Source organism: Streptomyces sp. NPDC052114 (assembly GCF_040680155.1).
In the GTDB taxonomy this organism is placed as follows: Bacteria; Actinomycetota; Actinomycetes; order Streptomycetales; family Streptomycetaceae; genus Streptomyces.
In genome coordinates this window covers 1-24,870 of record NZ_JBFAWC010000019.1, presented here as the reverse complement: position 1 = coordinate 24,870, position 24,870 = coordinate 1, and the positions used below count along the sequence as shown (strand labels likewise).

The following is a 24,870-nucleotide window of genomic DNA, read 5'->3' as shown; positions in this document are numbered from 1 at the left end:
CGGGCGGATGCGGTGTGCTCGGTCAGCGGGCGGACGCGGTGATGCCGCGCAGGAACAGGCCGCGGAACACCAGGAAGAGAAGGAGGGTCGGCACGGACACGATCAGCGCGCCAGCCAGGATGACGGGCGGTCCGGAGGAGGAGTAGGCGTTGTTGAGGGTGGTCAGGGCAGCCATGACCGGCTGGACGTCGGGACTGCGGCTGAGGGTGATGCCGAGCAGCAGGTCGTTCCACACGGCCGTGAACTGGAAGAGGAAGGCCGCGCCGAGGCCCGCCCTCATCAGCGGCACGTGGATGCGCCAGAAGATCCGCCGGAAGGAGGCGCCGTCGATCAGCGCGGCCTCCGTCAGCTCCGGGGACATCTGCGTCATCTGATTGCGGATCAGGAAGAAGGCGAAGGGCACCGCCCACGCGGTGTAGACGAGCATCAGGCCGAGCCTGGTGTCGTACAGGTCCGCGTCCGCGTACAGGCCGAAGAGCGGCGCGAGGAACATCTGGAGCGGGAAGAGCGTGCCGGAGTAGATGAGCCAGAACCAGAACGCGGGCCTCGGGATGGGCAGGACGACGACCGCGAACGCCGCCATCGCCGCGACCAGGACGGCGACCAGGCCGCAGACGACGGCGTAGAGCAGCGAGGCCTGGAAGCTCTCGCCGATGCCCGCCACGTCCCAGGCGGTCTCGACGTTCTCCCACAGGGCGAAGCCCTGGACGGTCCACTCGGGCCTGCCCGCGTACTCGGTCGCCGGAGTCAGGGCGTTGACGATCAGGAGATACAGCGGGACCAGCCAGAGCACCACGCACCCGGCGACGAAGACGTTGCGTACCGCGCGGCCCATGCGACTCCCCTCCTCAGCTCTTCGCCGTGCCGGTGTCGGGCATCTGGCGGCGCAGATACATCCAGGACGAGGCGACGACGATCACCGAGAGCACGAGCGCGATCGCCGAGCCGTAGCCCACGTGGAACAGCCGGAACGTCTCGCGGTACATGCTCAGGGCGAGGGTCTCCGAGGAGCGGGACGGGCCGCCCTTGGTGAGGATCCAGATCATGTCGAAGGCCTTGAGGCTGTTCACGATGGCCATGCCGACCACCACGACGGTCACGGCCCGCAGTTGGGGCAGGGTGATGTACCGGAACATGCGCCAGCCGCTCGCGCCGTCCAGTTCGGCGGCCTCGACGGTCTCGCGCGGGATGGCGCGCAGCCCGATCGCGAAGAGGACCACGTTCAGTCCCGTCGCCTGCCACGTGCTCGCGACGATCATCGCGAGGGTGTTCTGCGGCCACTCAAGAAGCCAGGTCTGCGCCCATCCGTCCAGGCCGATGCCGCGCAGCACCTGGTTGACCGCGCCGTCGGAGGTCAGCATGAAGTTCCACAGGACGGCGGTGGCGGCGCCCGAGACGGCGAACGGCAGCACGATCACGAGCTGGGCGATGCCGCCGAACCGCATCCGGTGCGTGGCCACGGCGATGAGGAGTCCGGCGAGCACCGGCAGCAGCAGCGTGCCGGCCACCCACATCAGGGTGTTGAGCACGGACCGGCCGAAGACGGGGTCGTCGGCGAGCCGCGCGTAGTTGTCGAACCCGGTGAAGCTGCTGGTGAAGCCGTTGTCCTCGAAGAAGCTGCCGTAGACACCGCGGAAGAAGGGATAGACGAGGAGGACACCGACGAACACGAAGGCGGGCAGCGCCCAGGGCAGGGCGGCGAGGGGGCCGCCGAGCCTGCCGCCGCCCGCCTTCGCGGCCTGGTGCGGGGTACGGACCGGCACCCGGCGGCGCACGGGCTTCGCGGTGCCGTGCGCGGAGGTCACGGTCTCGGTCATGTCTCCTCCGCCTCCCGCCACACCTGCCACGCCTCGTCGGCGCGGTCCTGCATGGTGCGCAGCGTCGTGCGGTACGAGGACGGGTTCAGCAGGAACCCGGCGAGGTCGTCGACGGTCGCCTCGACCAGTTCGGGCGGGCCCTGTTCCCAGAACCGGTTGAGCAGCCACAGCTTGTCGCCGCGCACTTGTTCCGCGAGTCCTTCGATCACGGGGTTCGCGGGCTCGACCTCGGGGTTGGGACAGCCGTCCTGGAGGGTGTGCGAGAACGCGGTCATGACCTCGGGGTGCAGCCACGTCCCGGTCGCCTTCAACGCCTCGGTACGGTCGGGGCCCTTGACGGTGGCGACGAGGGCGCTGGACTCGAAGATGACGCTGGGGCGGGCCCTCGGGTCGGCCATGGGCAGCACGAACGCGCCGACGTTCTTGCCCGGCTTGCCTCCGGCGGCCGCCAGGGTGGAGCCGAGCCAGGTGCCGCAGGGCACCATGCCGACCCTGCCGTGCAGCATCGCGGCGGCCGCGTCGTTGTGGTTCATGTCCATGGGCGTGAACCAGTCCTTGTCGAAGAAGGACGCGATGGTGCGCAGGGCGCGTTCGGCGCGCGGGTCGGTGTAGCGCTCGCGGCCGTTCATCAGCTCCTGGTAGAACCGGGGGTCCTGGCGGCTGAGGATCTCCTGGAACCAGATGAAGGAGGGCCAGCGCCCGTCGGCCGTGCCGTGCAGCGGGGTGACGCCGGCCTTCTTCAGACGCGCGCAGGCGGTGAGGAAGTCGTCCCAGGTCCGGGGTGCCTTCAGGTGGTTCTCGCGGAAGACCTCGGGGTTGTAGTAGAGCACCCAGTAGGCGAGGTTCATCGGCAGGCCGTAGACACGCCGGCGGTAGGTGAACGCGTCGCGGAGCGAGGGGTCGACCCAGCCCTTGGCGACGGCGCGGTCCCACTGGCGGGTCAGGTCGACGATGCCGCCGGTGCGGGCGAGGTCCTGCAGGCGGTAGCCGGACCAATACTTGAGCATGTCCGGCGTCTTGCTGGTCCGCAGCGACGACTTGACGATCTGCTCGAACGACTCCAGGGAGGGGTTGACCTCGGGCACCAGACGGAGCGCCGCCACCGACTTCATCGCCGCGCCCGCGGCGGCCATCGGCTTCTCCCACGCCGCGCTGTCGCCGAGGACGGCGACCCGGCCCGGGGGCTGCCCCTCGGCGGTGCCGCAGGCGGTGGCGAGGGGAGCGGCCGCGGCGGCCAGGAGCAGGGTGCGGCGGGCCACCGGGTTCTTCGGGCCGCGTGGCCAGGGCGCCGGACCGACCGGCGAGGGGTGACGACTACCTGACATGGATGACTCCCTCAGGCGTGCCTCAGCCCGTTGTTATCGTTAACACGGGCGTCATGGAGCATCACCGCGGGTGCGCCGGATGTCAATGGTTCGCGTCGAGGGGCCGCACGGAGGGGCGGGGGACGGTACGCCCTTCCAACTCCCTTGCCCCGTAGGCCTCTTCAGTCGCGCACCCCGTACGCCCCTTCAGTCGCGCGGAGTCAGGCGCTCGATCTCCCCCACGACGTACTGGGCATGCGGCTTCACCTGCGCCAGCAGGTCCTCCCAGCGCTCCTGCTCGTCCCCGAGGTAGACGGCGCGGGCGCGGGCGAGCACCGGCCGGTGCTCGGCGGGCAGGCGGGCGAGGGCCCAATCGGCCGCGCCGTCCTTGGACTTGATGTCCCCCGTCGCCAGCGTCGTCCAGATGCGGGCGAGCGTGAGCAGGACGTTGCGGGTGTCGGTGTCGAGTTCGGCGAGCAGTTCGGGGACGCCCGCGGCCATCGCGCGGGTGACGTCGCGGGGCGGGACCGGGTCGAGCACCCGGCCCGGCTCCGGTCCCACCAGGGCCGCCCGGCCCCGCAGCACCATCGTGACGAGGAGTGCGAGGTCGGGGCTCGGCCCGGGCTCGGGCGTCTCGCCCCGCAGGTACGCGTCCCGCAGCCATTCGCCGTACTGGAACTCGCAGCGGGGCGGATACGTCCAGGGGCGGATGTCGTCCTGGACGGCGACGGTCAGCTCGACGGGCCGCAGCGGCTCGCCGGGCGCACCGCTGCCGGAGATCGCGAGCAGCCCGTCGGTCAGGGCCTGCCGCTGTCCGGCCGTGGTGCGCCGCCGCGCGACGACGAAGACGTCCAGGTCGCTGTGGGGGCGCAGGCCACCGAGGACGGCCGAACCGTGCGGGTACACGCCGACGACGCCCTCCGCGTCGAAGACCTCGCGGACCAGGCGGACGACGTCATCGGTCTGCGTCACTGTCACTCCATCCGTAGCTGCCGCCCGCATCGTAGACATACGCCCCCGGGCCCGGCCGCCGGTCGGGTCAGAACGGCTTGGTGGGCAGGTACTTGCCGTCCAGCGTGATGACCGCGCGCTCGCCGCCCTCGGGGTCGGCGACCTTCTTCACGTCGAGCCGGAAGTTGATGGCGCTGATGATGCCGTCGCCGAACTGCTCGTGGACCAGGGCCTTGAGCGTGGTGCCGTAGACCTGGAGCATCTCGTAGAAGCGGTAGATCGTCGGGTCGGTCGGGATGCCGCCGGGGATCGAGCCGCGGGTCGGGATCGTCTGGAGCAGCGTCACCGCGTCGTCGTCCAGGCCCAGCAGGTCGGCCACGGAGCGGGCGGCGGGCGCGGGCAGGGCGTGCTGGCCGAGGACCGCGGCGGTGACGAAGGCGACGGACAGACCGGCGGCGTCGGCGATCTGCTCCCACGACAGGTCCTTGCGCACCTTGGCCTCGACGGCGACGACGGCGAGGTTCTGGCGGGCGGTGGGGTCGAACTGGGCCTGGGTCATGACAGGGGTTCCTTTCGGGGGTTCGGCCACGGGTCGGGCGACGCGGGCCACGGGTGAGGGGGGCGTGCCGCGGGGGCGGCAGCGGGCCCCGGGAGGCGAGGGGCGGTTCAGGCCGCGAGCGCGGCGGCCGGGGTGAGTTCTTCGACGGCGCCGGTGGCGATGTCGTAGACCCAGCCGTGCAGCGTGAGCGTGCCTCGCGCCAGGGCGCGGGCCACGGACGGATGCGTGGCCAGGTTGGCCGACTGGGCCAGGACGTTCTCGCGGACGAGGGCGGCCACGCGCTCCGGCCCTGTCGCCGCGTCGGGCATGCGGGCCACGGCGGCGTCCGCGTGGCGCAGCCAGCCCGCGACGGCCGGTGCGCCGCTCAGGTCCTTGCGCTCGGCGAGCGCGGTCATCGCGCCGCAGGCCGAGTGGCCGCACACCACGACGTCCCGGACGCCGAGGACGGCCACCGCGTACTCGACGCTCGCGGCGATGCCGTCCGCGTCCGGCGCGTGGGCCGGGACGAGATTGCCGGCGGTGCGGACGACGAACAGCTCGCCCGGCTCGCGCTGGGTGATCAGCTCGGGCACGACGCGGGCGTCGGAGCAGCCGATGAACAGCGTGTCCGGCGCGTGGCGGTCGGCCAGGCCCGCGAACAGCTGCGCCTTGGCCGGGAAGACGTCTTGCTGGAAACGCCGCACTCCCGCCGCGAGGTCTCGCATGGTCCTCACTCCCTTCGATGGGGCCGCCCCACGGGCTCGGGGGTCACGTCCGTGGGGTCGGCGAGATCCACCCTGCATGACCTGCACCTATAGAGTCCAAGACGCACTGACCATGACTTCTATCGATGACATCTATAGTGGGCGGCATGGCCCCTGAACTGCGTCACCTGCGGTACCTCCTCGCCGTCGCCGAGCACGGCAGCTTCACGCGGGCGGCGGAGGAGCTGCACATCTCGCAGCCGACGCTGTCCCAGCAGATCCGGCAGCTGGAGCGCGCCGTCGGCGTCCCGCTCCTGGACCGGAGCGGGCGGGCGGTGCGGCTCACCGACGCCGGCGCCGCCTACCTCCCCCATGCCCGGCGGGCACTCCAGGACCTGGCCGCCGCCGAGCGCGCCGTGCACGACGTGAGGGACCTGTCCCGCGGCACCCTGCGCCTGGCGGTCACGCCGACGTTCACCACGTATCTCGTCGGACCGCTCACCGCGCGGCTCTACGACCGCCACCCAGGAATCGCCCTGCTCCTGCGGGAGTTGCCGCAGGACCGCATCGAGCCCGCCCTGCTCGCCGACGAGCTCGACCTCGGCATCGCCTTCCACGGGGCGCACCTGCCGGGCCTGTCCGCGGCGGACCTGTTCACCGAGACGCTCAGCCTCGTGGTGGGCGACCTCCATCCGGCGGCGGGCCGCACCGCTCCCCTGCCCCTGACCGAGCTGGCCGCCACCCGACTCGCCCTGCTCTCGGGCGACTTCGCCACCCGCGTGCACATCGACGCGCATTTCGCCCGGCACGAGGTGCGGCCGGACGTCGCCGTGGAGGCCACCTCGATCAACGCGCTCACGGAAATCGTGCGGCACACACCGCTCGCCACGGTCCTGCCCGACGCCCTCACCCGCGACCGCCCCGGACTGCGCACCATCCCGCTCGACCCGCCCCTGCCGGCCCGGACGGTCACCCTGCTGAGCAGGGAGAACGGCTATCGGACCGCCGCCGCGCGCGCCTTCACGGAGCTGACGCGCGACTGGTCGCGCACGCAGCACCGCGCAGACCCTCCCGAACAACTCCCGCCCCACGAACATCACTTGAAGGGTTGACGGAATCCTGACAACAACTAAGGTCTAGGCCAATGAGTCGACCGAGGCGCCCGGTTGCCCCTTCCCCCTCATCCCCCCACCCAGAGGGAGCAGAGATGTATTCGAAAAGGAAACTGGCCGCCGCCGTCGGCGCGGGATTCGCGCCCGTCCTCGTCCTGGCCTCGGTCTCCCCGGCCAGTGCCCACGGCTATGTCAACGCGCCCCCGAGCCGCCAGGCACAGTGTGCGGCCGGGACCGTGTCGTGCGGCGAGATCACCCATGAGCCGCAGAGCGTCGAGGGCCCCAAGGGCCAGACGACCTGCAGCGGCGGCAACTCGCGCTTCTCCGAGCTCGACGACGACAGCAAGGGCTGGCGGGTCACCGACGTCGGCGGCTCCCAGGACTTCAGCTGGAAGCTGACGGCACGTCACAGCACCAGCACCTGGCAGTACTTCGTCGGCGGCAACAAGATCGCGGAGTTCGACGACGGCGGAGCGCAGCCGGGCGAGACGGTCACCCACAACGTCGACTTCGGCGGCCTCTCCGGCAAGCAGAAGGTGCTCGCGGTGTGGAACATCGCGGACACCGCGAACGCCTTCTACGCCTGCATCGACGTCAACATCAAGGGCTGACACCGACAGGCACAACGGTCACGGAGGACGTCACCCCGGCCCGTCCGGGGTGACGTCCTCGCCGTCGTCGAGGAGCACCGTCGAGGCCAGCTCGCTCAGCGCCGCGCGGCTCTGCCTGCCGGTCTTGAGGATGAGGCTGGCCACGTGCTTCTCGACGGTGCGCGGGGAGATGTAGAGCCGGTCGGCGATGTCACGGTTGGCGGGCCGGGGTGCCATCAGCCGGAACACCTCGTACTCGCGGACCGTCACCCCCAGCCGGCGCAGCAGCCGCGGCACCGCGTCGGCGCCCCTGCGGCGCTGCTGCACCGGAGCACCGGTCCTGCGCAGCAGCCCCCGGCAGGCCCCGGCCACGACCGGCAGCCCCGCCCGGTGGAAGTGCTCCTCGGCCCGGTGCAGCCACGCCGTCGGCTCGCCCCAGTGGTCGCGGTGGGCGGCCTCCGCCACCAGACGCAGCCCCAGGTGGTGGGCCAGCGGGAACGGCGCCGCCGCGTGGCGGGCCGCGCCGACCGCCGCCTCCGCCTCGTCGCGGCGCCCCGCCCTGCCGAGGAGGACGGCACGGGCGAGCAGCGTGAAGTGACGGTTCCAGCGCAGGCGGGCCAACGACGCGTCGGGGTCGGGGAGTTCGAGGGCGTCCGTCGGCGTGGCTCCCTCGCCTCCCGAGCCCAGCGCGTCGAGCAGCTGACGCAGACCGTGCCGACCGTCCAACGGGTGCCCGACGGCGGGGAGTTCCGCGCGGGTCAGCTCCTCCAGGGCCCGTGGCCGGTCCTCTTCCAGGAGTGCGCAGAACGACCTGGCGAGGCCCGCGGTGAGCGTCGCCAGCGGGGTGCGGTCGCCGTCCCTGCGGTGGAACTCCGCGACGGCCTGGTCCATCTTGGCCCGCTTGCCGCGGTGCGCGGCGAGCACGGCCTCGGCGGCGAGGAGCTGGCGGGCACGGTCGGCGTCGCGCGGTCCGCCGGTCCGCGTCCAGCAGGTGTCGATCAGCTGGGCCGCGGTCTCGAACCGGCCGCTGAGCACCAGCCACAGCGCGAGGTCGGCCTCCGCCGCGGCGCCGATGTCGCCCGCGCCGAGCCGGGCCGCCTCGCGTCGCGCGTGTTCGAGGCGGGCGACGTCCCCTTCGGTGAGCCAGTCGTCCCCACCGAGCCGGAAGAGGGCGCGCAGCCGCCAGAACGGCAGCCCGTGCCGCTCGGCGACCCGGCGGACCCGGTCGAAGCAGACCGTGGACTCGCGCACGTCACGAGCCCTGGCCCGCACACCGAGCACGTCCCAGGCCTGGCAGGCCGCCTCCCACGCCCCGGTCCGCTCGGCGGTCTCGGCGGCCCTGCGCAGGCGCTCCTCCTCGTGCTCAGGGCCCGCCGCCGCGCCGGGGTCCCCCGAGTCGCGGCCTCCCGCCCGGCCGTCTCCCGCCTGCCGGTGCAGTACGGCACCGGCCGCGTCGAGCACGGCGTACGCGTCCGGGTCGGCGTCCAACAGTCGGCTCGCCTCGCTCAGTTGGGCCCGCCCCTCCTCCACGTGTCCGCAGACCGCGGCGGCCCTGGCCAGCCGCAGGTGCAGTGCGGCCGCGCGCTCCGCGCCGACCGCGGCGGGACACACGCCGTCCACCGCGTCGGCCAGCCGCCAGGCCCGCTCGCTCTCGCCCGCCTCGGTGAGCGCGTTCAGGAGCTGGTCGAGGACGTGCGCGTACGCGACCGCTTGCTGGGGGTCGGCCGGGCCGACGCCCGCCGGGTCCGCACTGGTCAGCAGCGCGCGGGCCCGGTCCAGGGCGTCGGCCGCCGCCACCGGCGCGCCCTGCGCCAGGGCCCGTGACCCGGCCCGCGCGTACAGTCCGGCGGCTGTGGTCCGCTCCCCCGCGGCGGACCACAGCCGCGCAGCCATCAGGCACCATTCGGCGGGCAGTTGGGGGTGCAGGTCCGCGACCGCGCTCGCGCACTGACGGGCCAGGCGCGCCTGCTGCTTCGGGGTGAGCGTGCGCAACAGAGCGCGCGCGGTCAGCGGGTGGCGGAACGTGAACCAGTCGGGTGCGGGCTCGTCGGTGCCGATGAGCCCGCCGGCGAGGGCGGCGTGCAGATGGCCGAGCGTCTCGTCGTCGGCCATGCCGGTCGCCGCCTGGATCACGGGCGCGGGGAAGCGGGTGCCGATGACCGCCGCCGCGCACAGCAGCTCCCTGCCGCGTACGCCGATCCGGTCGGCACGTCGTCGCACGCCGGTGACCAGGGCGTCGGGGATCTCCGCCGCGCCGAGCAGCGCGGACAGGCGCAGGCCTTCGGCGTCGTACGAGAGGAGCCCCCTGTCGGCGGCGTGGGTGAGCAGTTCCTCGGCGAGCCAGGGGTTCCCGTCGCTGCGCGCCCAGATGTGTTCGGTGAGCGCCTCGGGCAGTTCCTCCGGGCGGGCCGCGAGCCGTCCGGCGATCAGGCGGCGCAGGTCGGAGCGGCCGAGCCGGTCCAGCGTGAGCAGCGTGGCACCGCCCCGGCGGGTGATCGCGCGGGCCAGCTCCAGGGCGGGGCACGGTTCGCCGCGCAGCGTCACGAGGAGCGCGACGGGCTCGTCCGCGAGGTGGTCGGCGAGAAACTCCACGATGGCCGGGGTGAGTTGGTCCGCGTCGTGCAGGTCCTCCAGGACGAGCAGACAGCCGCCGGGCCGGCCGGCCGCCGCGACCGCGCGCAGCACGGCCTCCCCGAGCACGACGAGCGAGCCCGCGCCCGGCGGGTCCCCGGCGCCGGGTCCGGGCGCGTGACCGGCGGTCAGCCCGGCGAGCGCGGTGCGGCACAGGGCCGCCGCGTCCGCGCCGAGCCGCCCGTCGCGGGAGAGTCCGAGGAGGGCCTCGGTGAGCGGGCGGTACGCCGCACGCCGCCCCAGCGTGCCGGCGCGTCCCCGCAGGACCCGCAGCCCGCGGGCGGACGCCCGCTCGGCGGCCTCCGCCGCCAGCCTCGACTTGCCCACCCCGTCCTCTCCCGTCAGGAAGACGGCACCTCCCGCCCCGGACCGGGCGGCGCCCACCACCCGGTCCAGGAGCCCGAGCTCCCGCTCCCGTCCGACGAAGGCCGACGCGCCGACGGTCCGTACCGCGACCGCCGCGACCGCCGGGTCCGCCGCGTTCCTTGCGTCCGCCGCATCCGCCGCGCCTGTCGTGTTCCTTGCGCGCGCCGCGTCCGTCGCGTCCACCGAATCCGCCGCGCCCGATGGCCCGGCCGCTCCCGTGGCGTCCGCCGCGTCCTCCGCGTGCTCCGCCGCCGCTTCCTCCGCGTGTTCTGTTGTACGTAATGCCTGGTCGTGTCCGTTCATGGCGTCCTGTCCCCCGTGCTCTTCTGCCAGTACGACCCTCGTCCGAGCCGCATCCGCGCCCGGACGCCTTTCGGGGAATACGTCGCCGGGCCGCCAGGTGTTCAGCCCGCCGGGAAATCTCCGCCGGAAATCACGCGCCGCGGTCACCCGGAGGTCGGCGGTCCGGACGGGGCGGGGAATGCGGGGGTCGGACCCCCATGCCGCGCGGCGCGGCGTCGCCCCATGGTGGCGGCGTGCGGTCGGCGGACGGAGCCGCCGCACGGTGGCCCCCTCGCCGGGCGAGGGACGCAACTCCAGTCACAGACAAGGGATTCACGTCATGAAGCTCATCGCTCCGCGCCGTCCGGGCACCATCCGGATCGCCTCATCCGCGGCCTACGTCCTCCCGACGGCCCCCTGAAAGGAACAGCGAACGCCAAGGTGACAGGAACAGCGTGATGAGCACACATCTGTGGCTGACCGGTCCGCACACCGACCACCGGGCGACACCGGAGACGGAACCGGACGTCGCCGTCGACTGCCACCGGCGCCTCAGGGGCCCCTACACGGGCGCCGGGAGCCTGCTGCGCGCCCTGGTCCCCCGTGTCCACGCGGTCCGGCCCGAACTGCTCGACCGGCACAAGGTGGAGATCCTCGCGCTCGCACCCGAGCTGCGCGGCCTCGTCCCCGCCCCGCCGGACACCCTCAGCACACGGGCCGCGCCCGCCGAGCGGACCCGCCTGCATCCGCCCACCCGCACCCGGCGCCTCGCCCACGGCGCGGTGGCACTGCTCCGGTCCTTCGCGGCGCTCGACGGACGGCGCCCGCTGGTCCTGGACTTCGCGCACGCCGACGCGGCGGACCCTACCGACCAGGAGTTCCTCGCGCTGCTGCTGCGCCGCGCGGACCCCGGCCGCCTCAGCGTCGTCGTACGTACCGAGTCGGACTCGGTCGCGCCCCGAGCGGCGGACGGGACAGCGGTGGCGACTCGCACGGCAGGAGCGGCGGGGTCGGCCGATGCCGCAGAGCAACTGGACCACGCTCTGCGGGAGTTCGCGCTGCGCGCCGATGCGCCCCGGGCCGGGCAGGGTCCCGTCCCCGGCCCGGCCGCGCTCGCCGGTGCCTTCGTCGCGGGCGACGGCATCGGCGACGATCCGCGCGAGCGGGCCGCCTACGACGTGTCCGCCCCGGAAGTGCGGGCCCGCCTGCACGACGCCCGCGCCAAGGGGCTGCAACGACGTGTGCGGCAGGGCGAGTTCAGCCTCACGCTCGGCGCGCTGCCCTACCATCTCGAACACGGCAGCGACCCGGCCGCGGCCCTTCCCGTGCTGCTCACGGCCGCCGAGCACGCGCTCGCGTTCGGCTACTACCACGCCCTCCTCGACCTGGCGCGGCGCGCACAGGCCGTGGCCGGGGACGACGCGCCGCTGCCTCAGCGTCTCGGTCTGCACACCAAGGTCGCCACGGCCCTGACCCTGCTGGGCGACACGGAACGGGCCGAACGGCTGCAACGGGCCATGCGGGAGCGGTCCGCGGACCCGCTCGTCCAACTCGCCTGCGGCTATGCCCTGGCCATGCTGTACACCCGCTTCCATCCACCGGAGCGCCTCGACCACCCGGCCGCCAAGGCCCTCCTCCAGAACACGATCGCCCTCGCCTCCCTGTGGCCCGACCCGGAACAGCGGGCCTTCCACACCACGTTCCAGGAGAACGGCCTCGCGCTCGCCGAGACCCACCTGGGCCGTCCGGCCGAGGCCCTGCGTCTGGTCGAGGGCGGTCTGGAGCGGCTGCGGCGCGAACTGCCCGACGGCAGCCATCTGTTGCACCGCTCGGTGCTCGTGCACAACCGCGCCAAGGTGTACGCGGCCCTGGGGCGGACCCGCGACGCGCTGGCCGACTTCGACACGGTGGTCGCGATGGACCCGCACCACCCCGAGCACTACATGGACCGGGCCGACGTCCGGCGCCGCCTCGGCGACACGGCCGGCTCCGTCGCCGACTACGACCGCGCCGTGGACCTCGCCCCGCCCTACTGGGAGGTGCACGTCAACCGCGCCGACGCGCGTCTGGAGCTCGGCGACACGGCGGGCGCCCTCGCCGATCTGCGCCGGGCCGCCGAGCTGGAGCCCGACCAGCCGGACGTGCGGGCCGGGCTCGCGGGCCTGCTGCTCGACCAGGGCGACCTGGCGGGGGCGCGGGCCCACATCGCCGAAGGGCTGCGGCACCACCCGGACGACACGCGCCTGGTCTGTGCGCACGGTCTGCTCGCCCTGCACGGCGGCGACGAGACGCGGGCCAGGGCGGACTTCGACCGGGCACTGGCCGCCGACCCCGCGCTGGTGAGCGCTCTGGCGGGCCGCGCCGCGCTCGCGCACGCGGCCGGGGACGACCGTGCCGCCCTGGACGATCTGACGCGCGCCATCGCCCTGGACGGCGACGACCCCGACCTGCTGTTCAACCGCGGGTACGTCCATCAGCGGGCCGGGCGGACGGCCGAGGCCCGCGCCGACTACACCGCGGCACTGGCGCTGCCCGGCGCCGACGCGGACGAGCTGCGGCGCAGGATCGCCGAGTGCGACGCCCCGCACGGGGCCGCCGCGCCCTGACAGCGCCTCGGGCCCGGCCGCCGGGCGGTTCAGCGGCCGGGCAGCAGGCCGACCTCGCGCGCGTGCAGCACGGTGGCGAGACGGTCGGCCGTGCCGAGCTTGCGGTACACGTTCTCCAGGTGCTTGTGCGCGGTGCGCGGTGAGATGCCGAGCCTGCGCCCGATGGTGTCCGCGGTCAGCGACTGGGCGAGCAGGGTCAGGACGACGGTCTCGCGCGGCGTGAGGCCGTACTCGGCCGCCCGGTCCAGCGTGTCCTCGGGCCCCTCGCCCCAGGCCGCCGCGGGCAGCCTGCGGGCATGGGTCATGTGCTCCACCACGGCCGCGAGCAGGGGCTGGATGCGGCCCGCGAACTCCACCTCCCGCTCGCCGTAGAACTCGCCTGGCCTGCCCAGCATGATCAGGTGTCCGGCGCCGTCGGGTGCGGGGAGCGGCAGCGCCAGCTGGTGGTCGGCGGCGAAGACCCGCTCGAAGGCGCTCTGCGCGGCCGGGTCCGGCCACGGTCCGCCGCCGCCCACCTGCCGCGCGGTCAGCGGCGACCGGTCCCCCGTGCGCCGGTAGTGGTCCACGAGCGGGTGCTTGTGGAGCGTCTCGTCGAGGGTCCGCATGCGCGGGTCGACGGCGGCCGTCGGCGGCGGACAGGGCACGGGCGTGTCCGGTTCCGGCCAGTCCCTGGTGGCGAAGAGGACCTTCGCGGGGCTGTCGAGGATGTCGCCGAGCTCCTCCCGTACCAGCGGCCAGGGCAGCGTGGCCTGGCGGCTGTTCAGGACGGCGACGGTCAGGTCGAGTACGCGCTGGTAGTCGCGCGCGGACATGCAGGACACGGAAAGCCCCCTCCCTCCGCACCTCCACCGGATTAGAGGAGGCGCGCCGCGCCTGTCAAGGGTGGGGACCGGCCGCCCGCTACGCAAAGGTACGCATACCCCCGCCGCCCGGCGCGCGGCAGTCTGGCAACGCGGCCGGACGTGAGCCGCGTTCCTTCTCACGGGGGTGAGGAACATGGACGAGCGTGGCTGTCTGCGCGCGCCGGACATCGTGGCACCGGACATCGTGACACCGGTCGCGCGGCGGCATCCGGGCCCGTGGCTGCACTTCGGCGTGGCGCCCGCCCGGGACCGCCGTCCGGAGTTCTCCGCCGAACTGCACGACACCGCGAGCGAGTTGCTGGCCGACGGCCGGGCGGAGGAGTTCTTCTTCCTGCACAAGCACCCCGGGATGCGCGTGCGCTTCCAGGCACCGGCGCACCGGGCGGAGGTCGACGCCGTGCTGCGGCAGCGGCTCACGTACTGGCAGCAGGAGGGCCTGGTCGACGACTGGCACGCGGGGGTGTACGAGCCGGAGGAATTCCTGTTCGGCGGTCCGGTGTCGATGCGCAGCGTCCACCGGGTCTTCACCGCCGACTCGCTGGCGTGGCTCGGCTTCCACGCCACCTCGGGGGACGGCCCCGCCGGGCGGGAGGGTGCGGGAGCCCGCCCGGCGTGGGCCATGTCGCTGCTGATGGTGCGGGCGCTGCTCGACGCGCTGGAGATCGTCGGCTGGGAGGACCTGGACGTGTGGGACCGGCTGCGCCGGCAGACGGGCCGCAGGTTCGCCGACCACCCGCGGACGGCGGACGCCGAGGGGCTGCCGGCCGACGTGGGCCGGATCGAGGCGGCGCTGCGGGCCGGCTGGACCGACCAGCGGGCGCTGGCCGCCCGGCTGCCCGAGGGGGCGGTGCGCCGGGCCGAGGAGTTCCGCGCGGCCGTCGCGGAGGCCGGGGAGCGGTGGCGCCGCACGTACTTCACGTCCGGGAACGCGCTGATCGGGCCCCGCGAGGCGGCGGCGTTCGTCATCGTCTTCCACTGGAACCGGGCCGGTCTCTCGGTGCTGCGCCAGACCCTCATCGCGGAGGCGCTGACGGCGCGTCCGGGCGGAGGGCCGCGGTGAGCGGCGGGGGCGCGCGCCCGTACCGGGACGCGGTGCTGCTGCGGACCGCGGGGCTGCCGATGCGGCTGTGGTGCGCGGGCGGCTCGCCGGAGCTGTTCCGTCTGATCCGTGAACTGGAGCGCACCGAGGCGGACTTCGCCCGGACGAGCGCGCGGCTCGCGGACGTGATCGGCACGGTCGTCGTACCCCATCCGTCGCTGACCGTGGACGAGCGCCGTCATGTGCTGTCCGCGCGGCGGCGGCTGCACCGGGGCCGTCCGCTCACCGAGGCGGACCACCGGCGGATCGTGTCCGTCGCCCGTCTCGTGGCGCCCGAGGGGGCCCTGGCCCGGATCCTGGTCGGCACGCACGAGGCGGCCGGCGCGCTGGAGCGGCTCCGCAGGGAGGTCGCGCACCGCTTCGACGCGGAGAAGCAGCGGCTCGCCCCGGCGGGCCACGCGCTGCTGCGGGGGTCACCGATGGGGCGGCAGGCCCTGGTCGACGGCACGCTTCCGGTGGGCGCCGAGGTCGCCGAACGACTCGCCGCGGGACGTCCCTGGACGGACCGTCAGATGCGCAAGCGCGCGGACTACCTGTGGCGGATGATCGCCCGTGGCGCGGTGAAGGTGACCCCGCGCGGCTGGCTGGGCCATGTGGCCGTGGTGGGCGTGGCGGACGGACCTGCCGGACCGGCGCGTCCGCTCACGCTCACCGCCGAGGTGGCCACCGACTGGACCGAGAACCTCCAGGAGCAGTCCGGGGCGGGCACGGACGCCGCCACGTGGGTGTCGTTCAACCCGTTCCTGCGCGTGAGCCCCGGCCATCTGGAGGCGTTCGCCCTCGAACCCGGCGACGACACGCTCCTCACTCCCGTACGCATCCGGCGCACCCCCGCGGTGAACCGCCTGTACCAGGCGCTGCGGCGCGGCGCGCTCCCGCTCGGTGAGCTGGAGTCCGCGCTGGTGGCGCCGTCGGCCGACGAGGCTCAGCGGTCCGTCCTGCGCCAGTTCCTGCTGCGGCTGCACGAGATCGGCGTGCTTCAGCTGCGCCCGCCGGTGCGCGGGCGGCGGCGCTCCTGGCACGCGGCGGCGGAGCGCGCGGACGGCACCCGGGGCGAGCGCGTCGAGCGCGTCGACGGGGGCTACCTGGACGTGTACCGCCGTACCCCCAATGCCCTGCCCGCCGCCGATCTGGCGGCCCTGCGCGCGGCGATCGGGCAGGCGCTGCGGCTGCACGCCCTCATCGACGAGGACGCCGGACCGCGCCGTGTCCTGGCCCCCGTCGGCGTGACGCGCCGGGACCGGCCGGTCCTGGACATCCTGCGCGAGCAGCTCGCCGCCACCGGGGACACGCCGGTGAGCGCGCACGCCCCGGCCGCGGAGTGGCCCGAGCCACGGACGCCGGGGTCGGGGTACGCCCGGCTGCTCGACTGGCTCGACGGCCGCGTGGACGCGGTGCCCGACGGCGGGGCCATCGACATCGGTCGGGACGTCCTCGACCGCTTCGGCGCCCCCGAGGTGCGCCCCGACTGGCCGCTGGACTGCGTGGTGCGCCCGCTGCCGGGACGCCACTGGGCCCTGGACGTCACCGCGCCCGCCGGTGTGTACGACGCCCGCTTCATCGGCGCGCTGGAGCGGCTGCACGGACGGCTGCCGCAGGTGGAGGCGTACCGCGCGTTCCTGCGGCAGCTCGACCGGGAAAGCGGGGTGCCGTCGGTCGAACTGCTCTTCCCCGCCCTGTCGCGGCTCGCCGCCAACGCCGTGCGCAGGCCCCTGTACACGGGCGCCTGGACCGGCGACCCGGATCTGCCCGGGTACTGCGAGGTGCCGCCGGGCACGCGGGCGCGCTTCGTGCCGCTGGACGAGCTGACCGCCCGGTGGACGGGGGCGCGGGTCGTCGTCAGCGACCGTTCGGGTCCGGTGCGCCCGCTCTACCACTCGGCGCGCAACGCGCCCCGGCCCTGGGACCAGATGGCGTCGCTGCTGCTGCACGGCTCGCCCCAGTACGCGGCCAGGCGGCGCAGGCTGCGGCACTCCCTGGGCGCCCTGCCCAAGCGGGAGTACGTGCCCCGGATCACGGTCGCCGGTTCGCTGGTGCTGTCCGCCGCGCAGTGGCGGCTGCCCGTCGCCGCGCTGCCGCCGGCCGCCGCGCGCGAACTGGAGCGCACCCGCCATCTCGCCCGGATGCGCGACCGTCTCGGCCTGCCGCGCTGGGTCTTCCTGTCGGCGGCGACCGGCGCGGACTCGCCGCTGCCGTGCGACCTGGAGAGCCTGCAGGCGCTGCCCGTCCTGGAGCGGACCGGCGATCAGGCCTTCGCCTCGGGCGGCACCGCCGTCGCCGAGGAGATGCTGCCGTCCCCCGACCAGCTGCTCGTCGCGGATCTCGCCGATCCCGCCGGGGCACCGGTCACCGCGGAGCTCCTGGTCCGCGTTCCCCGGTCCACATGACCGGCCGGTCCGCGCGGTCCTCCGGTCGCGCGGACCGGCCTCCTGAACGCTGCGCCGCCCCACGGCCCTGCCGTGGCCCGACGGCGACAGCACCCGGAACCCCGCGTACCTGGAAGGGAGGTGAAGGCGATGGACGGTGAGGTGACCGCGGCCGAGGCACTGGTGCTCGACGACGTGGACGCGCTCATCGAGCAGTTGGAGACCCAGTTCGACGAGGCGCAGCTGCTCAGGGCCGGAACGATGGGCGCCACCGAAGGATGCACCAAGGTCGGTGGCTGCACGGGCAGTTGCCCGTGCACCGCGTAAGGGCACGACACTCCGCCGCACGGCGGACGACACCCGCGGACGTGGAAAGGAGGTGACAGCGATGGACACCACCGAGAACGAGGTCGAGGGCTTCGTCCTGGACGACGTCGACGCCCTCATCGACCAGCTGGAGACCCAGTTCGACGAGGCGCAGCTGCTGAAGGTCGGCACCATGGGGACCACCCAGGGATGCACCGCGGCCACGAAGTGCACCGGCTCCTGCCCGTGCACGGCCTGACGGCCGGCTGACCCGTCGATGCGTGCGGGGTTGCCGAACCGTCACACCGGAGCGGCCGATCGGCACTCCCCACCCCGCACACGGGCCGCCGGAGCCAGCCATGTCCCAGGGCTCCGGCGGCCCCTTCCGGCCCGCGCCCGCCGCCCTCGCCGCGGCACTTGTCCACCACCTTGGTCCACCACCTTCGTCCCGCACTTTCGTCCCTCACGTTCGTCCACCTCACGACACACATCGGAGGACGCCGACATGACCACCACCCACCGGGTCCCGAACTCCCTGTCCCCCGCGCTCTCCGCCGCCGTCCGCGAGCCCGCGCTCGTGGTGTCCGCGCGCGTCCTCACCTCCTTCGCCGACCGTGCGCCGCGCCACGACCAGGGCGAGGAGTACAGCATCGACTTCGGGCCCGCCGTCCTCGCCGCCCTGACCGCGTCGGCCTCCTCGTCGGGCACCCCGCCGCCGCGCGACGCGCCCGCGTCCCGGGCCGTCGCGGCGTGGCTGCGCCAGCTGCGGCACGGCTGCACGCACCCCGGCCTGTTCGGCTGGGGGCTCGGCGGGTATCTGCTGGGCCTGCGCACGGCGGCGTCCGTCTGGCCCGCACTCGGCGGCCTCGCCGGCACCGCCTTCCGCGAGCTCGCGGGGGTGGCGGGCCGCTGGCACACCCGCGATCTCGCCTGGTACGACTACGACGTGGTGACCGGCGCCGCGGGCACGGTCCTGGCGCTGGCCGCCGACCCCTCCTGCACGCAGGACGACCTGACGCACGCCGTCGGCCATCTCACCGCCCTGTGCGACGGCGGCGAGCTCTCGGGCCTGCGGGTCGGCCGGTACAAGGGCGAGGAGATGCGCGGCTGGAACCACGGCCGGGTCAACTCCGGTGCCGCGCACGGCGCGGCCGGCGTCGCCCTGGCGCTGTGCCGGGCCGCCGACACGGCCGGCCTCACCCCGCAACTGACGCTTTCCCTGGACCACTTGGCCTCGTGGTATCTCTCGCGGTACGAGTCCGGGGTGCGCGGCATCGTCGTCTGGCCGCCCGCCGGGAACCTCGCGCATCTGCCGAGCCGCCCGCTGACCTGGTGCTACGGAACGCCCGGGATCGCCTGGGCGCTGTGGGAGACCGGGCGGATCCTGGACGACGCGCCGCTGCGGGAGTTCGCGCTGCACGTCGCCGCGTCCTTCCTGCGCGGCTACGACGACGAGGCGGACCGGCCCGATCTGAGCCTGTGCCACGGGCTGCCGGGCCTGGCCCTGGTGTGCGACGCCTTCGACCGGCACGCCCGCCTGCCCGGGGCGGCTGCGCTGCGCGACCGGCTCGTGGGCCGCGTCCTGGAGCGGCTCGAAGAGGTCGTGGAGCTCGGGGAGCGGGACTGCACGCTGCTGACCGGTGCCACCGGCGCCTGCGCCGCGCTGCTGACCCTGGAGACCGGCGACCGCACCTGGCTGCCCGCCTTCGGACTGCGGTGACCGTGATGCGGACACCGCACGGTCCGGCCCCCGGCCGCGCTCGCGCCCTCCTGCGGCGCGTGCCCCGTCGGCACGGTCACGCGGACGGGCTCACCGCGGCGCCGGTGCGCTCCCTGGTCCGGCTGCTGCCGCGCGCCTCGCTGCCCCTGACGGCGGCGCTCCTCGCGCTGGTGCTCCTCGACGCGGCCCTTGCGCCCGCGCTGATGCTGGGCATCGGGGTCCTCGTGGGCCGCCTGCCCGGTCTGACGGCCGGGCTCGGATCGCCCGAAGGACACGGCGTGCTCCTGGCCTTCGCCGTCGTGGGCGGTGTGTACGTGGCGAGCCTCCTGGTGGAGCCCGCGGTCGAGACGACCGCCGCCCGGCTGGGCAGGCGGGTCACCGGCGGCACCGCGCGGCTCGTCCTGCGCGGCACGCTGCGCCCGGCGGGCATCGCGCCCCTGGAGGACCCGAAGGTGGCCGACCGGCTGCTGCTCGCCCAGGGCCAGGGCACCGGCATGCTTCCCGTGGCGCAGGCGGTGACGGCACTGCCCGCGCTCGTCTCCGCGCGGCTCGCCGGGGCGACCTCGGCCGTGCTCCTCCTGGGTTTCCACTGGTGGGCGCCGCTGCCGCTGATCGCCGCGTGGCGGCTGACCGGGACCTGGCGCGACCGCGAGATCCGGCGCGCGGTGGACGTGCAGGCGGGTTCGACGACGGAGCTGCGGCACGCCGAGTACGTGCGGGGCGTCGCGCTGGACGGCGCGGCGGCCAAGGAGATCCGGGTGTTCGGGATGACGCCGTGGCTGGTGGAGCGGTTCACCTGCGCGTGGCGGTCCGGCGCGGCCCGGCTCGGTGCGGGCCGGGGCAGGGCCGCGAGGCGTGACGTGCTCGCCTTCCTGCTCCTGTCCGGGGCGCACGCGGCGGTCCTCGTGCCGCTGGCCGTGGAGTCCGCGCACGGCCAGGTCGGGGTGGGGCGCACGACCGTGTACCTCCAGGCCGTCGTCGCGATCGCCGCGCTGGGCTGGCTCGGGGATCTGCAGTGGACGCTGACCCGGGCGAGCGCCGCGGTGCCGCCGGCGCTGGAGGTGGCCGCGCTGCCCGAGCGGGACCCGCTGGTCAGCGGCGCGCGTCCGGCGGCGGGTCTGCCGCGGGCGGGGATCCGGTTCGAGGGCACGGTGTTCGCGTACCCGGGGACGGTCCGTACCGTCCTGAACGGGCTCGACCTGTGGCTGCCCGCGGGTGGTTCGCTGGCCGTCGTCGGCGGCAACGGCGCGGGGAAGACCACCCTGGTCAAGCTGCTGGCGCGGCTGCACGACCCGGTGGCCGGGCTCGTCACGGTGGACGGCGCCGATCTGCGCACCCTCGACGTCGACGCCTGGCGCCGCCAACTCGCGGTGGTCTTCCAGGACTTCACGCGCTACGAACTGCCGGCCCGGGACAACGTCGGGTTCGGCGCGGTCGACCGGCCCCGGGACGACGCCGCCCTCGCGCGGGCCGCCGGGCTCGCCGGGCTCGACCCGGCGCTCGCCGGGCTCCCGCTCGGCTGGGACACGCCCCTGTCCCGCCGCTTCTCCGAGGGCACCGACCTGTCGGGCGGCCAGTGGCAGCGGCTCGCGCTGGCGCGGGCCCTGTACGCGGTGGAGCACGGCGCCCGCGTCCTGGTCCTGGACGAGCCCACCGCGCATCTGGACGTGCGCGCCGAGGCCGATCTGTACGAACGCTTCCTCGACCTCACCCGCGGGCTCACGACCGTCCTGATCTCCCATCGCTTCGCGACCGTCCGGCTGGCCGACCGCATCTGCTATCTGGACGGCGGGCGCATCGTCGAGCAGGGCAGCCACGAGGAGCTGGTGGCCCGGGACGGCCCGTACGCGCGGGCGTTCGCCCTGCAGAGCGCCGCGTACGCCGGAGGATCCCGTGCCTGAGACACCGTCCCGCCACCGCTCGCAGTTCCGCGACCAGGCGCGCGCCGCCGCCCTGCTCGTCGGCACCGCGTTCCGCGCCGACGCCCGCAGGGCGGTGGTCGTCCTGGCGCTCGCCCCGCTCGTCGGCGCCTGCGGTGTCGTCAGCGGGCTCGCCGTCCGCGCGGCCACCGACGCCGCGCTCCGGCACGAGCTGCGGCCCGCGCTGACGGCTGCCGCGCTGCTCGTCGCCGCGATCGTCACCACGTACACGGCCGGAGCGTTCGTCTCCGTCCAGCGCATCCATCTCCAGCAGCAGGTGGGGCTGTTCCTCGACCGGCGGCTGATCCAGCTGACCGGCGGCATTCCCTCGCTCGCCCACCACGAACACCCCGCCTATCTCGACCGCATGGATCTGCTGCGCGCCCACCGCGGGCAGCTCGGCGGGGCCTTCGGCGCGCTCGTGGAGAACCTCCGGGCGCTGTTCGGCCTGGGCACCACCCTGGCCCTGCTCGTCACGGTCCACCCCGCGCTGCTCCTGCTGCCGCTGTTCGCCCTGCCCACGGTGGCCGCCGCGCAGCGGGGCGCCCTGCTCGTCGGGCGCGCGGAACAGGAGACGGCCGAGGCGGAGCGGATGCGCCGCACCCTGCTCGAACTCTCCTGCTCCCCCGGCGCCGCACGGGAGATACGGATCTACGGCCTCGCCGACGAGCTCGCCCGTCGGCACGACACCCTGCACGCTCGTGTGACCGATCACCGCGACAGGGCCGAGATCAGGGCCGCGCTGTGGTCCGGCGGCGGCTGGCTGGTCTTCGCCGTCGGCTATCTCGGCGGGGTGCTGCTCTCCGTCGTCGCGGTGGCGCGCGGCACCGGCACGCCCGGGGACGTGGTGCTCACCCTGGTGCTCGGCGCACAGCTGCTGGGCTCCGTGTCGGGGATGGTCACGCTCGGCTCCTGGCTCCAGCACGCGCTGCGCGCCGCGGGCCACTTCCTCTGGCTCGCCGACCACGCGGCGCTCCCCGAGCACGCCGCCGCCCGCCCCGGCGCCGTGCGCGCCGCCCCGCGGCCCGGCGGCGAACTGGTCCTGGACCACGTGTCGTTCACGTATCCCGGCGCCGCACGGCCCGTCCTGAGCGACGTGTGCCTGCGCGTCCCCGCGGGGGCGACGCTCGCCGTGGTCGGTGAGAACGGCGCGGGCAAGACGACCCTCGCCAAGCTGCTGTGCCGGTTGTACGAGCCGACGGCGGGGACCATCACGTACGACGGCACGGACATCGCGGCGTTCGACGTGCACGCCTGGCGCCGGGCGCTGACGGTCTGCTTCCAGGACTTCCAGCGCTTCGAGTTCAGCCTGCGCAGCGCCGTCGGCGTCGGTGACCTGCCGCGCGCCGAGGTGCCGGGCGCCGTCGAGGGGGCGCTGGCCCGGGGCGGCGGCGCGGTGCTGCCCGGGCTGCTGCCGCAGGGCCTGGACACCCCGCTCGGCGCGGCCTTTCCCGGGGGCGTGGATCTGTCGACCGGTCAGTGGCAGAAGGTCGCCATGAGCCGCGCGACGATGCGGGAGCGGCCCGCGCTGCAGATCCTCGACGAGCCGGCGGCGAGTCTCGACGCGGCCTCCGAGCACGACCTGTTCGCACGCTGCGCGGCGGCGGCCCGTGCCTCCGGAGCCCCGCCCGTCACGGTCCTGGTCTCCCACCGCTTCGCGACGGTGCGCATGGCCGACCTCATCGTGGTCCTCGACGGCGGCACCGTCCGCGAGGCGGGCACCCACGACCGGCTCCTGGCCGACGGCGGCATGTACGCGGAGCTGTACCGGCTGGGCAGGCGCGGCAGCGAGTGAACTCTCCTGGTGCGGGGCGACCCGGCCGACGCGGACCCTGTACGGGGACCGCGTCGGCCGGGTCGTGTGCGGGGCCGCCTTCCGGTCGGCCCCGCCGGACTCACCCGCGCAGGAGCACCGGCAGCCGGGACATCCGGATCATCAACGGGCCCGGGAGCCACTGGGGTTCACCGTCGAGCGCCAGGTCCGGGAACCGCCTGAACAGTGCGGAGAGGGCCACCTCCGCCTCCTGGCGGGCCAGCGCGGCCCCCAGGCAGTAGTGGATGCCGTGGCCGAAGCCGACGTGCCCCTCGCCGCGCACGCCCTCGCGGCGGCGGACGTCGAAGGTGTCGGGGGCGGAGTGCTCGGCGGGGTCGGTGTTGGCGGAGACCAGCACCGGCTGCACCGCCTCACCCGCGCGGATCGTCACACCGCCGATCTCCACGTCCTCGGTGGGGTACCGCAGGGCGGTGACGCGCACCGGGGTCCACATCCGCATCATCTCGTGCACCGCGACGGGCCAGCGCTCCGGCTCCCGGCGCAGCAGGTCCAGCTGGTCGGGGTGGGCGAACAGACCGGCCACGGCGTTGCCGAGCAGATGGGCGGTGGTCTCGTGCCCGGTGTTCACCAACGTGATGATCATCTTGACCAGGTCGCGGTCGGTCAGATAGTCACGGTCCGCCGCCTGGGCCTCCAGCATGGCGCTGATGAGGTCGTCGGCCGGCTCGGCACGGCGCCGCTCCAGCAGCTCCTTCACCTGGTCGACCATCGCCTGGAGCGCCCCGGCGAAGCGCTCCGGGTCCAGGGTCAGCAGCGCGTCGCCCCATTCCCGCCACGCCGGGCGGTCGCTCTCGGGCACCCCGACCAGCTCGCAGATCACGGTGATCGGCAAGGGGTAGGCGAACGCGTTGATGAGGTCGACCGGGCCAGGGCCCGACGCCTCCAGCTCGTCCAGGAGCCAGTCGGTTATCTCCGTCACCCTGGGACGGAGGTTGGCTATGCGGCGCCCGCCGAAGGCCGGCGCCACGACGCGGCGCAGCCGGGTGTGGTCGGCGCCGTCCCGGTCGGGGAGCAGATCCGCGATGTAGGTGGCGAGTTCCTCCGAGACGCCCAGGTTGGCGACGAGCTGGATCTTCGGATCCTTGGCGTCCGGTGCCGCATTGATGTTGGTCACCACGAAGCGCGGGTCGTTGAGTACCGCGCGCACGTCGGCGGCGCGGGTCACGAACCAGGCCGGGTCCCCTCCCATGGTCCGCCCGAGGCAGACCGGCGCGTCCTCGCGCAGCCGCTTGAAGCCGCCGTGGGGGTCGGCCATCAGCTCGGGGTCCAGCAGGTTGGGCTCGTGGGTGGTGGTCATCGTCAACTCCTCCTCGGGCGCACGCCCCGTCCAGTGGGGGGACGGACACGGCGGCGCCGCTAGTGGTCGAGTGGTCGATCCGGCGCGGGGCGTCTCCCGCCCGCGCCTCGGTGCCGCCTGGTCGCCCTGGTGGGCGGAGGCCTTAGGGGCGGGGGTGGGCGGGGAGTTGGGCGAGGCGGACCATGAGGGGGTGGGGGGCCCATTGGGGCGGGGTCTGGAGGGTGAGGCCGGGGAAGCGGGTGAACAGGGCGGACAGGGCGATCTCGGTCTCCATGCGGGCCAGCGGGGCGCCCAGGCAGTAGTGGATGCCGTGGCCGAAGCCCATGTTCGCGCCGCCGCGTTCGCCGTCGCGGCGCAGCACGTCGAAGCGGTCGGGGTCGGTGTGGACCTGGGGGTCGGTGTTGGCGGAGATCAGCACCGGCTGGACCGCCTCGCCCGCGGCGATGGTGTGGCCGCCCAGCTCGACCTCCTCCAGCGTGTAGCGCAGCGGGCTGATCGGGAACGGGGTCCACAGGCGGATCAGTTCGTGCACCGCGCCGGGCCAGCGGTCCGGCTGCTCGCGCAG

The 24,870-nt window shown here is 74.5% G+C and carries 20 protein-coding genes; 10 read left to right on the top strand and 10 right to left on the bottom strand.

Annotated features, from left to right (window positions below; translation table 11 throughout):
* Positions 1-22 precede the first annotated feature (22 nt).
* The 6 genes from AB0L89_RS32940 to AB0L89_RS32915 all read right to left on the bottom strand — a co-directional run bounded on the left by AB0L89_RS32940 (position 23) and on the right by AB0L89_RS32915 (position 5,335).
* The gene (locus tag AB0L89_RS32940; RefSeq protein ID WP_365149295.1) at positions 23-835 is read right to left on the bottom strand and encodes a carbohydrate ABC transporter permease; all 813 of its coding nucleotides are present in this window, start codon (positions 833-835) and stop codon (positions 23-25) included.
* Positions 836-848: 13 nt separating this feature from the next.
* Positions 849-1,817: a sugar ABC transporter permease gene (locus AB0L89_RS32935; protein WP_365149292.1), complete on the bottom strand. Its 969-nt coding sequence runs from the start codon at positions 1,815-1,817 to the stop codon at positions 849-851.
* A complete protein-coding gene (locus AB0L89_RS32930) occupies positions 1,814-3,142 on the bottom strand; it encodes an extracellular solute-binding protein (RefSeq protein WP_365149289.1) in 1,329 nt (442 codons plus the stop codon). The genes AB0L89_RS32935 and AB0L89_RS32930 overlap by 4 nt, the downstream gene beginning before the upstream one ends.
* 186 nt (positions 3,143-3,328) lie before the next feature.
* Entirely contained in the window at positions 3,329-4,093 is a 765-nt protein-coding gene (locus tag AB0L89_RS32925; RefSeq protein WP_365149286.1) for an aminoglycoside adenylyltransferase family protein, read from the bottom strand.
* 67 nt (positions 4,094-4,160) lie between these two features.
* Positions 4,161-4,631, bottom strand: a complete 471-nt coding sequence (cynS, locus tag AB0L89_RS32920; protein WP_365149283.1) for a cyanase — start codon at positions 4,629-4,631, stop codon at positions 4,161-4,163.
* 107 nt (positions 4,632-4,738) lie between these two features.
* Entirely contained in the window at positions 4,739-5,335 is a 597-nt protein-coding gene (locus tag AB0L89_RS32915) for a carbonic anhydrase (protein WP_365149280.1), read from the bottom strand.
* Between the two features lie 146 nt (positions 5,336-5,481).
* Between AB0L89_RS32915 and cynR the strand changes: the two genes are divergently transcribed.
* Together cynR and AB0L89_RS32905 are read left to right on the top strand one after the other, a co-directional pair.
* A complete protein-coding gene (gene cynR / locus AB0L89_RS32910; protein ID WP_365149277.1) occupies positions 5,482-6,426 on the top strand; it encodes a transcriptional regulator CynR in 945 nt (314 codons plus the stop codon).
* Between the two features lie 95 nt (positions 6,427-6,521).
* Positions 6,522-7,037, top strand: coding sequence for a lytic polysaccharide monooxygenase auxiliary activity family 9 protein (locus AB0L89_RS32905; RefSeq protein WP_365149274.1), 516 nt, complete (start codon positions 6,522-6,524; stop codon positions 7,035-7,037).
* A 30-nt stretch (positions 7,038-7,067) separates the two neighbouring features.
* Here the strand turns inward: AB0L89_RS32905 and AB0L89_RS32900 are convergent, their stop codons facing one another.
* Positions 7,068-10,316, bottom strand: a complete 3,249-nt coding sequence (locus AB0L89_RS32900; RefSeq protein WP_365149271.1) for an AAA family ATPase — start codon at positions 10,314-10,316, stop codon at positions 7,068-7,070.
* Between the two features lie 437 nt (positions 10,317-10,753).
* Here AB0L89_RS32900 and AB0L89_RS32895 point away from each other — a divergent pair, with 437 nt between their 5' ends.
* Positions 10,754-12,901, top strand: a complete 2,148-nt coding sequence (locus AB0L89_RS32895; RefSeq protein WP_365149268.1) for a tetratricopeptide repeat protein — start codon at positions 10,754-10,756, stop codon at positions 12,899-12,901.
* Positions 12,902-12,930: 29 nt separating this feature from the next.
* Here the strand turns inward: AB0L89_RS32895 and AB0L89_RS32890 are convergent, their stop codons facing one another.
* Positions 12,931-13,713 (bottom strand): helix-turn-helix transcriptional regulator, encoded by a 783-nt coding sequence (locus AB0L89_RS32890; protein WP_365149265.1) that lies wholly within the window; start codon positions 13,711-13,713, stop codon positions 12,931-12,933.
* A 184-nt stretch (positions 13,714-13,897) separates the two neighbouring features.
* On the opposite strand from AB0L89_RS32890, the gene AB0L89_RS32885 reads away from it, so the two are divergent.
* The 7 genes from AB0L89_RS32885 (at position 13,898) to AB0L89_RS32855 (ending at position 22,969) form a co-directional block, all read left to right on the top strand.
* Positions 13,898-14,824 (top strand): thiopeptide-type bacteriocin biosynthesis protein, encoded by a 927-nt coding sequence (locus AB0L89_RS32885; RefSeq protein WP_365149262.1) that lies wholly within the window; start codon positions 13,898-13,900, stop codon positions 14,822-14,824.
* On the top strand, positions 14,821-17,250 hold the full coding sequence (locus tag AB0L89_RS32880) for a lantibiotic dehydratase (protein WP_365149259.1): 2,430 nt from the start codon (positions 14,821-14,823) through the stop codon (positions 17,248-17,250). The genes AB0L89_RS32885 and AB0L89_RS32880 overlap by 4 nt, the downstream gene beginning before the upstream one ends.
* Positions 17,251-17,379: 129 nt before the next feature.
* The gene (locus AB0L89_RS32875) at positions 17,380-17,556 is read left to right on the top strand and encodes a hypothetical protein (protein ID WP_365149257.1); all 177 of its coding nucleotides are present in this window, start codon (positions 17,380-17,382) and stop codon (positions 17,554-17,556) included.
* A gap of 61 nt (positions 17,557-17,617) precedes the next feature.
* Complete coding sequence (locus tag AB0L89_RS32870; protein WP_365149254.1) at positions 17,618-17,794, top strand: hypothetical protein; 177 nt, start codon at positions 17,618-17,620, stop codon at positions 17,792-17,794.
* 246 nt (positions 17,795-18,040) lie between these two features.
* Positions 18,041-19,255 carry a lanthionine synthetase LanC family protein gene (locus tag AB0L89_RS32865; protein ID WP_365149251.1) on the top strand — a complete coding sequence of 405 codons (1,215 nt, stop codon included), beginning with the start codon at positions 18,041-18,043 and terminating at the stop codon, positions 19,253-19,255.
* A 59-nt stretch (positions 19,256-19,314) separates the two neighbouring features.
* Positions 19,315-21,156 carry an ABC transporter ATP-binding protein gene (locus tag AB0L89_RS32860; protein WP_365149248.1) on the top strand — a complete coding sequence of 614 codons (1,842 nt, stop codon included), beginning with the start codon at positions 19,315-19,317 and terminating at the stop codon, positions 21,154-21,156.
* Positions 21,149-22,969, top strand: coding sequence for an ABC transporter ATP-binding protein (locus tag AB0L89_RS32855; RefSeq protein ID WP_365149245.1), 1,821 nt, complete (start codon positions 21,149-21,151; stop codon positions 22,967-22,969). The genes AB0L89_RS32860 and AB0L89_RS32855 overlap by 8 nt, the downstream gene beginning before the upstream one ends.
* A 100-nt stretch (positions 22,970-23,069) precedes the next feature.
* On the opposite strand, the gene AB0L89_RS32850 is transcribed toward AB0L89_RS32855, so the two are convergent.
* Positions 23,070-24,305 (bottom strand): cytochrome P450, encoded by a 1,236-nt coding sequence (locus tag AB0L89_RS32850; protein ID WP_365149242.1) that lies wholly within the window; start codon positions 24,303-24,305, stop codon positions 23,070-23,072.
* Positions 24,306-24,447: 142 nt separating this feature from the next.
* Positions 24,448-24,870, bottom strand: a 423-nt coding sequence (locus AB0L89_RS32845) for a cytochrome P450 (protein ID WP_365149239.1), incomplete at its 5' end; no start/stop codon positions are given.

Bases quoted from the DNA above. Each gene is read 5' to 3' on its own strand.
- AB0L89_RS32940 (WP_365149295.1), bottom strand. From the start codon at position 835: ATGGGCCGCGCGGTACGCAACGTCTTCGTCGCCGGGTGCGTGGTGCTC.
- AB0L89_RS32935 (WP_365149292.1), bottom strand. From the start codon at position 1,817: ATGACCGAGACCGTGACCTCCGCGCACGGCACCGCGAAGCCCGTGCGC.
- AB0L89_RS32930 (WP_365149289.1), bottom strand. From the start codon at position 3,142: ATGTCAGGTAGTCGTCACCCCTCGCCGGTCGGTCCGGCGCCCTGGCCA.
- cynS (WP_365149283.1), bottom strand. From the start codon at position 4,631: ATGACCCAGGCCCAGTTCGACCCCACCGCCCGCCAGAACCTCGCCGTC.
- AB0L89_RS32915 (WP_365149280.1), bottom strand. From the start codon at position 5,335: ATGCGAGACCTCGCGGCGGGAGTGCGGCGTTTCCAGCAAGACGTCTTC.
- cynR (WP_365149277.1), top strand. From the start codon at position 5,482: ATGGCCCCTGAACTGCGTCACCTGCGGTACCTCCTCGCCGTCGCCGAG.
- AB0L89_RS32905 (WP_365149274.1), top strand. From the start codon at position 6,522: ATGTATTCGAAAAGGAAACTGGCCGCCGCCGTCGGCGCGGGATTCGCG.
- AB0L89_RS32900 (WP_365149271.1), bottom strand. From the start codon at position 10,316: ATGAACGGACACGACCAGGCATTACGTACAACAGAACACGCGGAGGAA.
- AB0L89_RS32895 (WP_365149268.1), top strand. From the start codon at position 10,754: ATGAGCACACATCTGTGGCTGACCGGTCCGCACACCGACCACCGGGCG.
- AB0L89_RS32890 (WP_365149265.1), bottom strand. From the start codon at position 13,713: ATGTCCGCGCGCGACTACCAGCGCGTACTCGACCTGACCGTCGCCGTC.
- AB0L89_RS32885 (WP_365149262.1), top strand. From the start codon at position 13,898: ATGGACGAGCGTGGCTGTCTGCGCGCGCCGGACATCGTGGCACCGGAC.
- AB0L89_RS32875 (WP_365149257.1), top strand. From the start codon at position 17,380: ATGGACGGTGAGGTGACCGCGGCCGAGGCACTGGTGCTCGACGACGTG.
- AB0L89_RS32870 (WP_365149254.1), top strand. From the start codon at position 17,618: ATGGACACCACCGAGAACGAGGTCGAGGGCTTCGTCCTGGACGACGTC.
- AB0L89_RS32865 (WP_365149251.1), top strand. From the start codon at position 18,041: ATGACCACCACCCACCGGGTCCCGAACTCCCTGTCCCCCGCGCTCTCC.
- AB0L89_RS32850 (WP_365149242.1), bottom strand. From the start codon at position 24,305: ATGACCACCACCCACGAGCCCAACCTGCTGGACCCCGAGCTGATGGCC.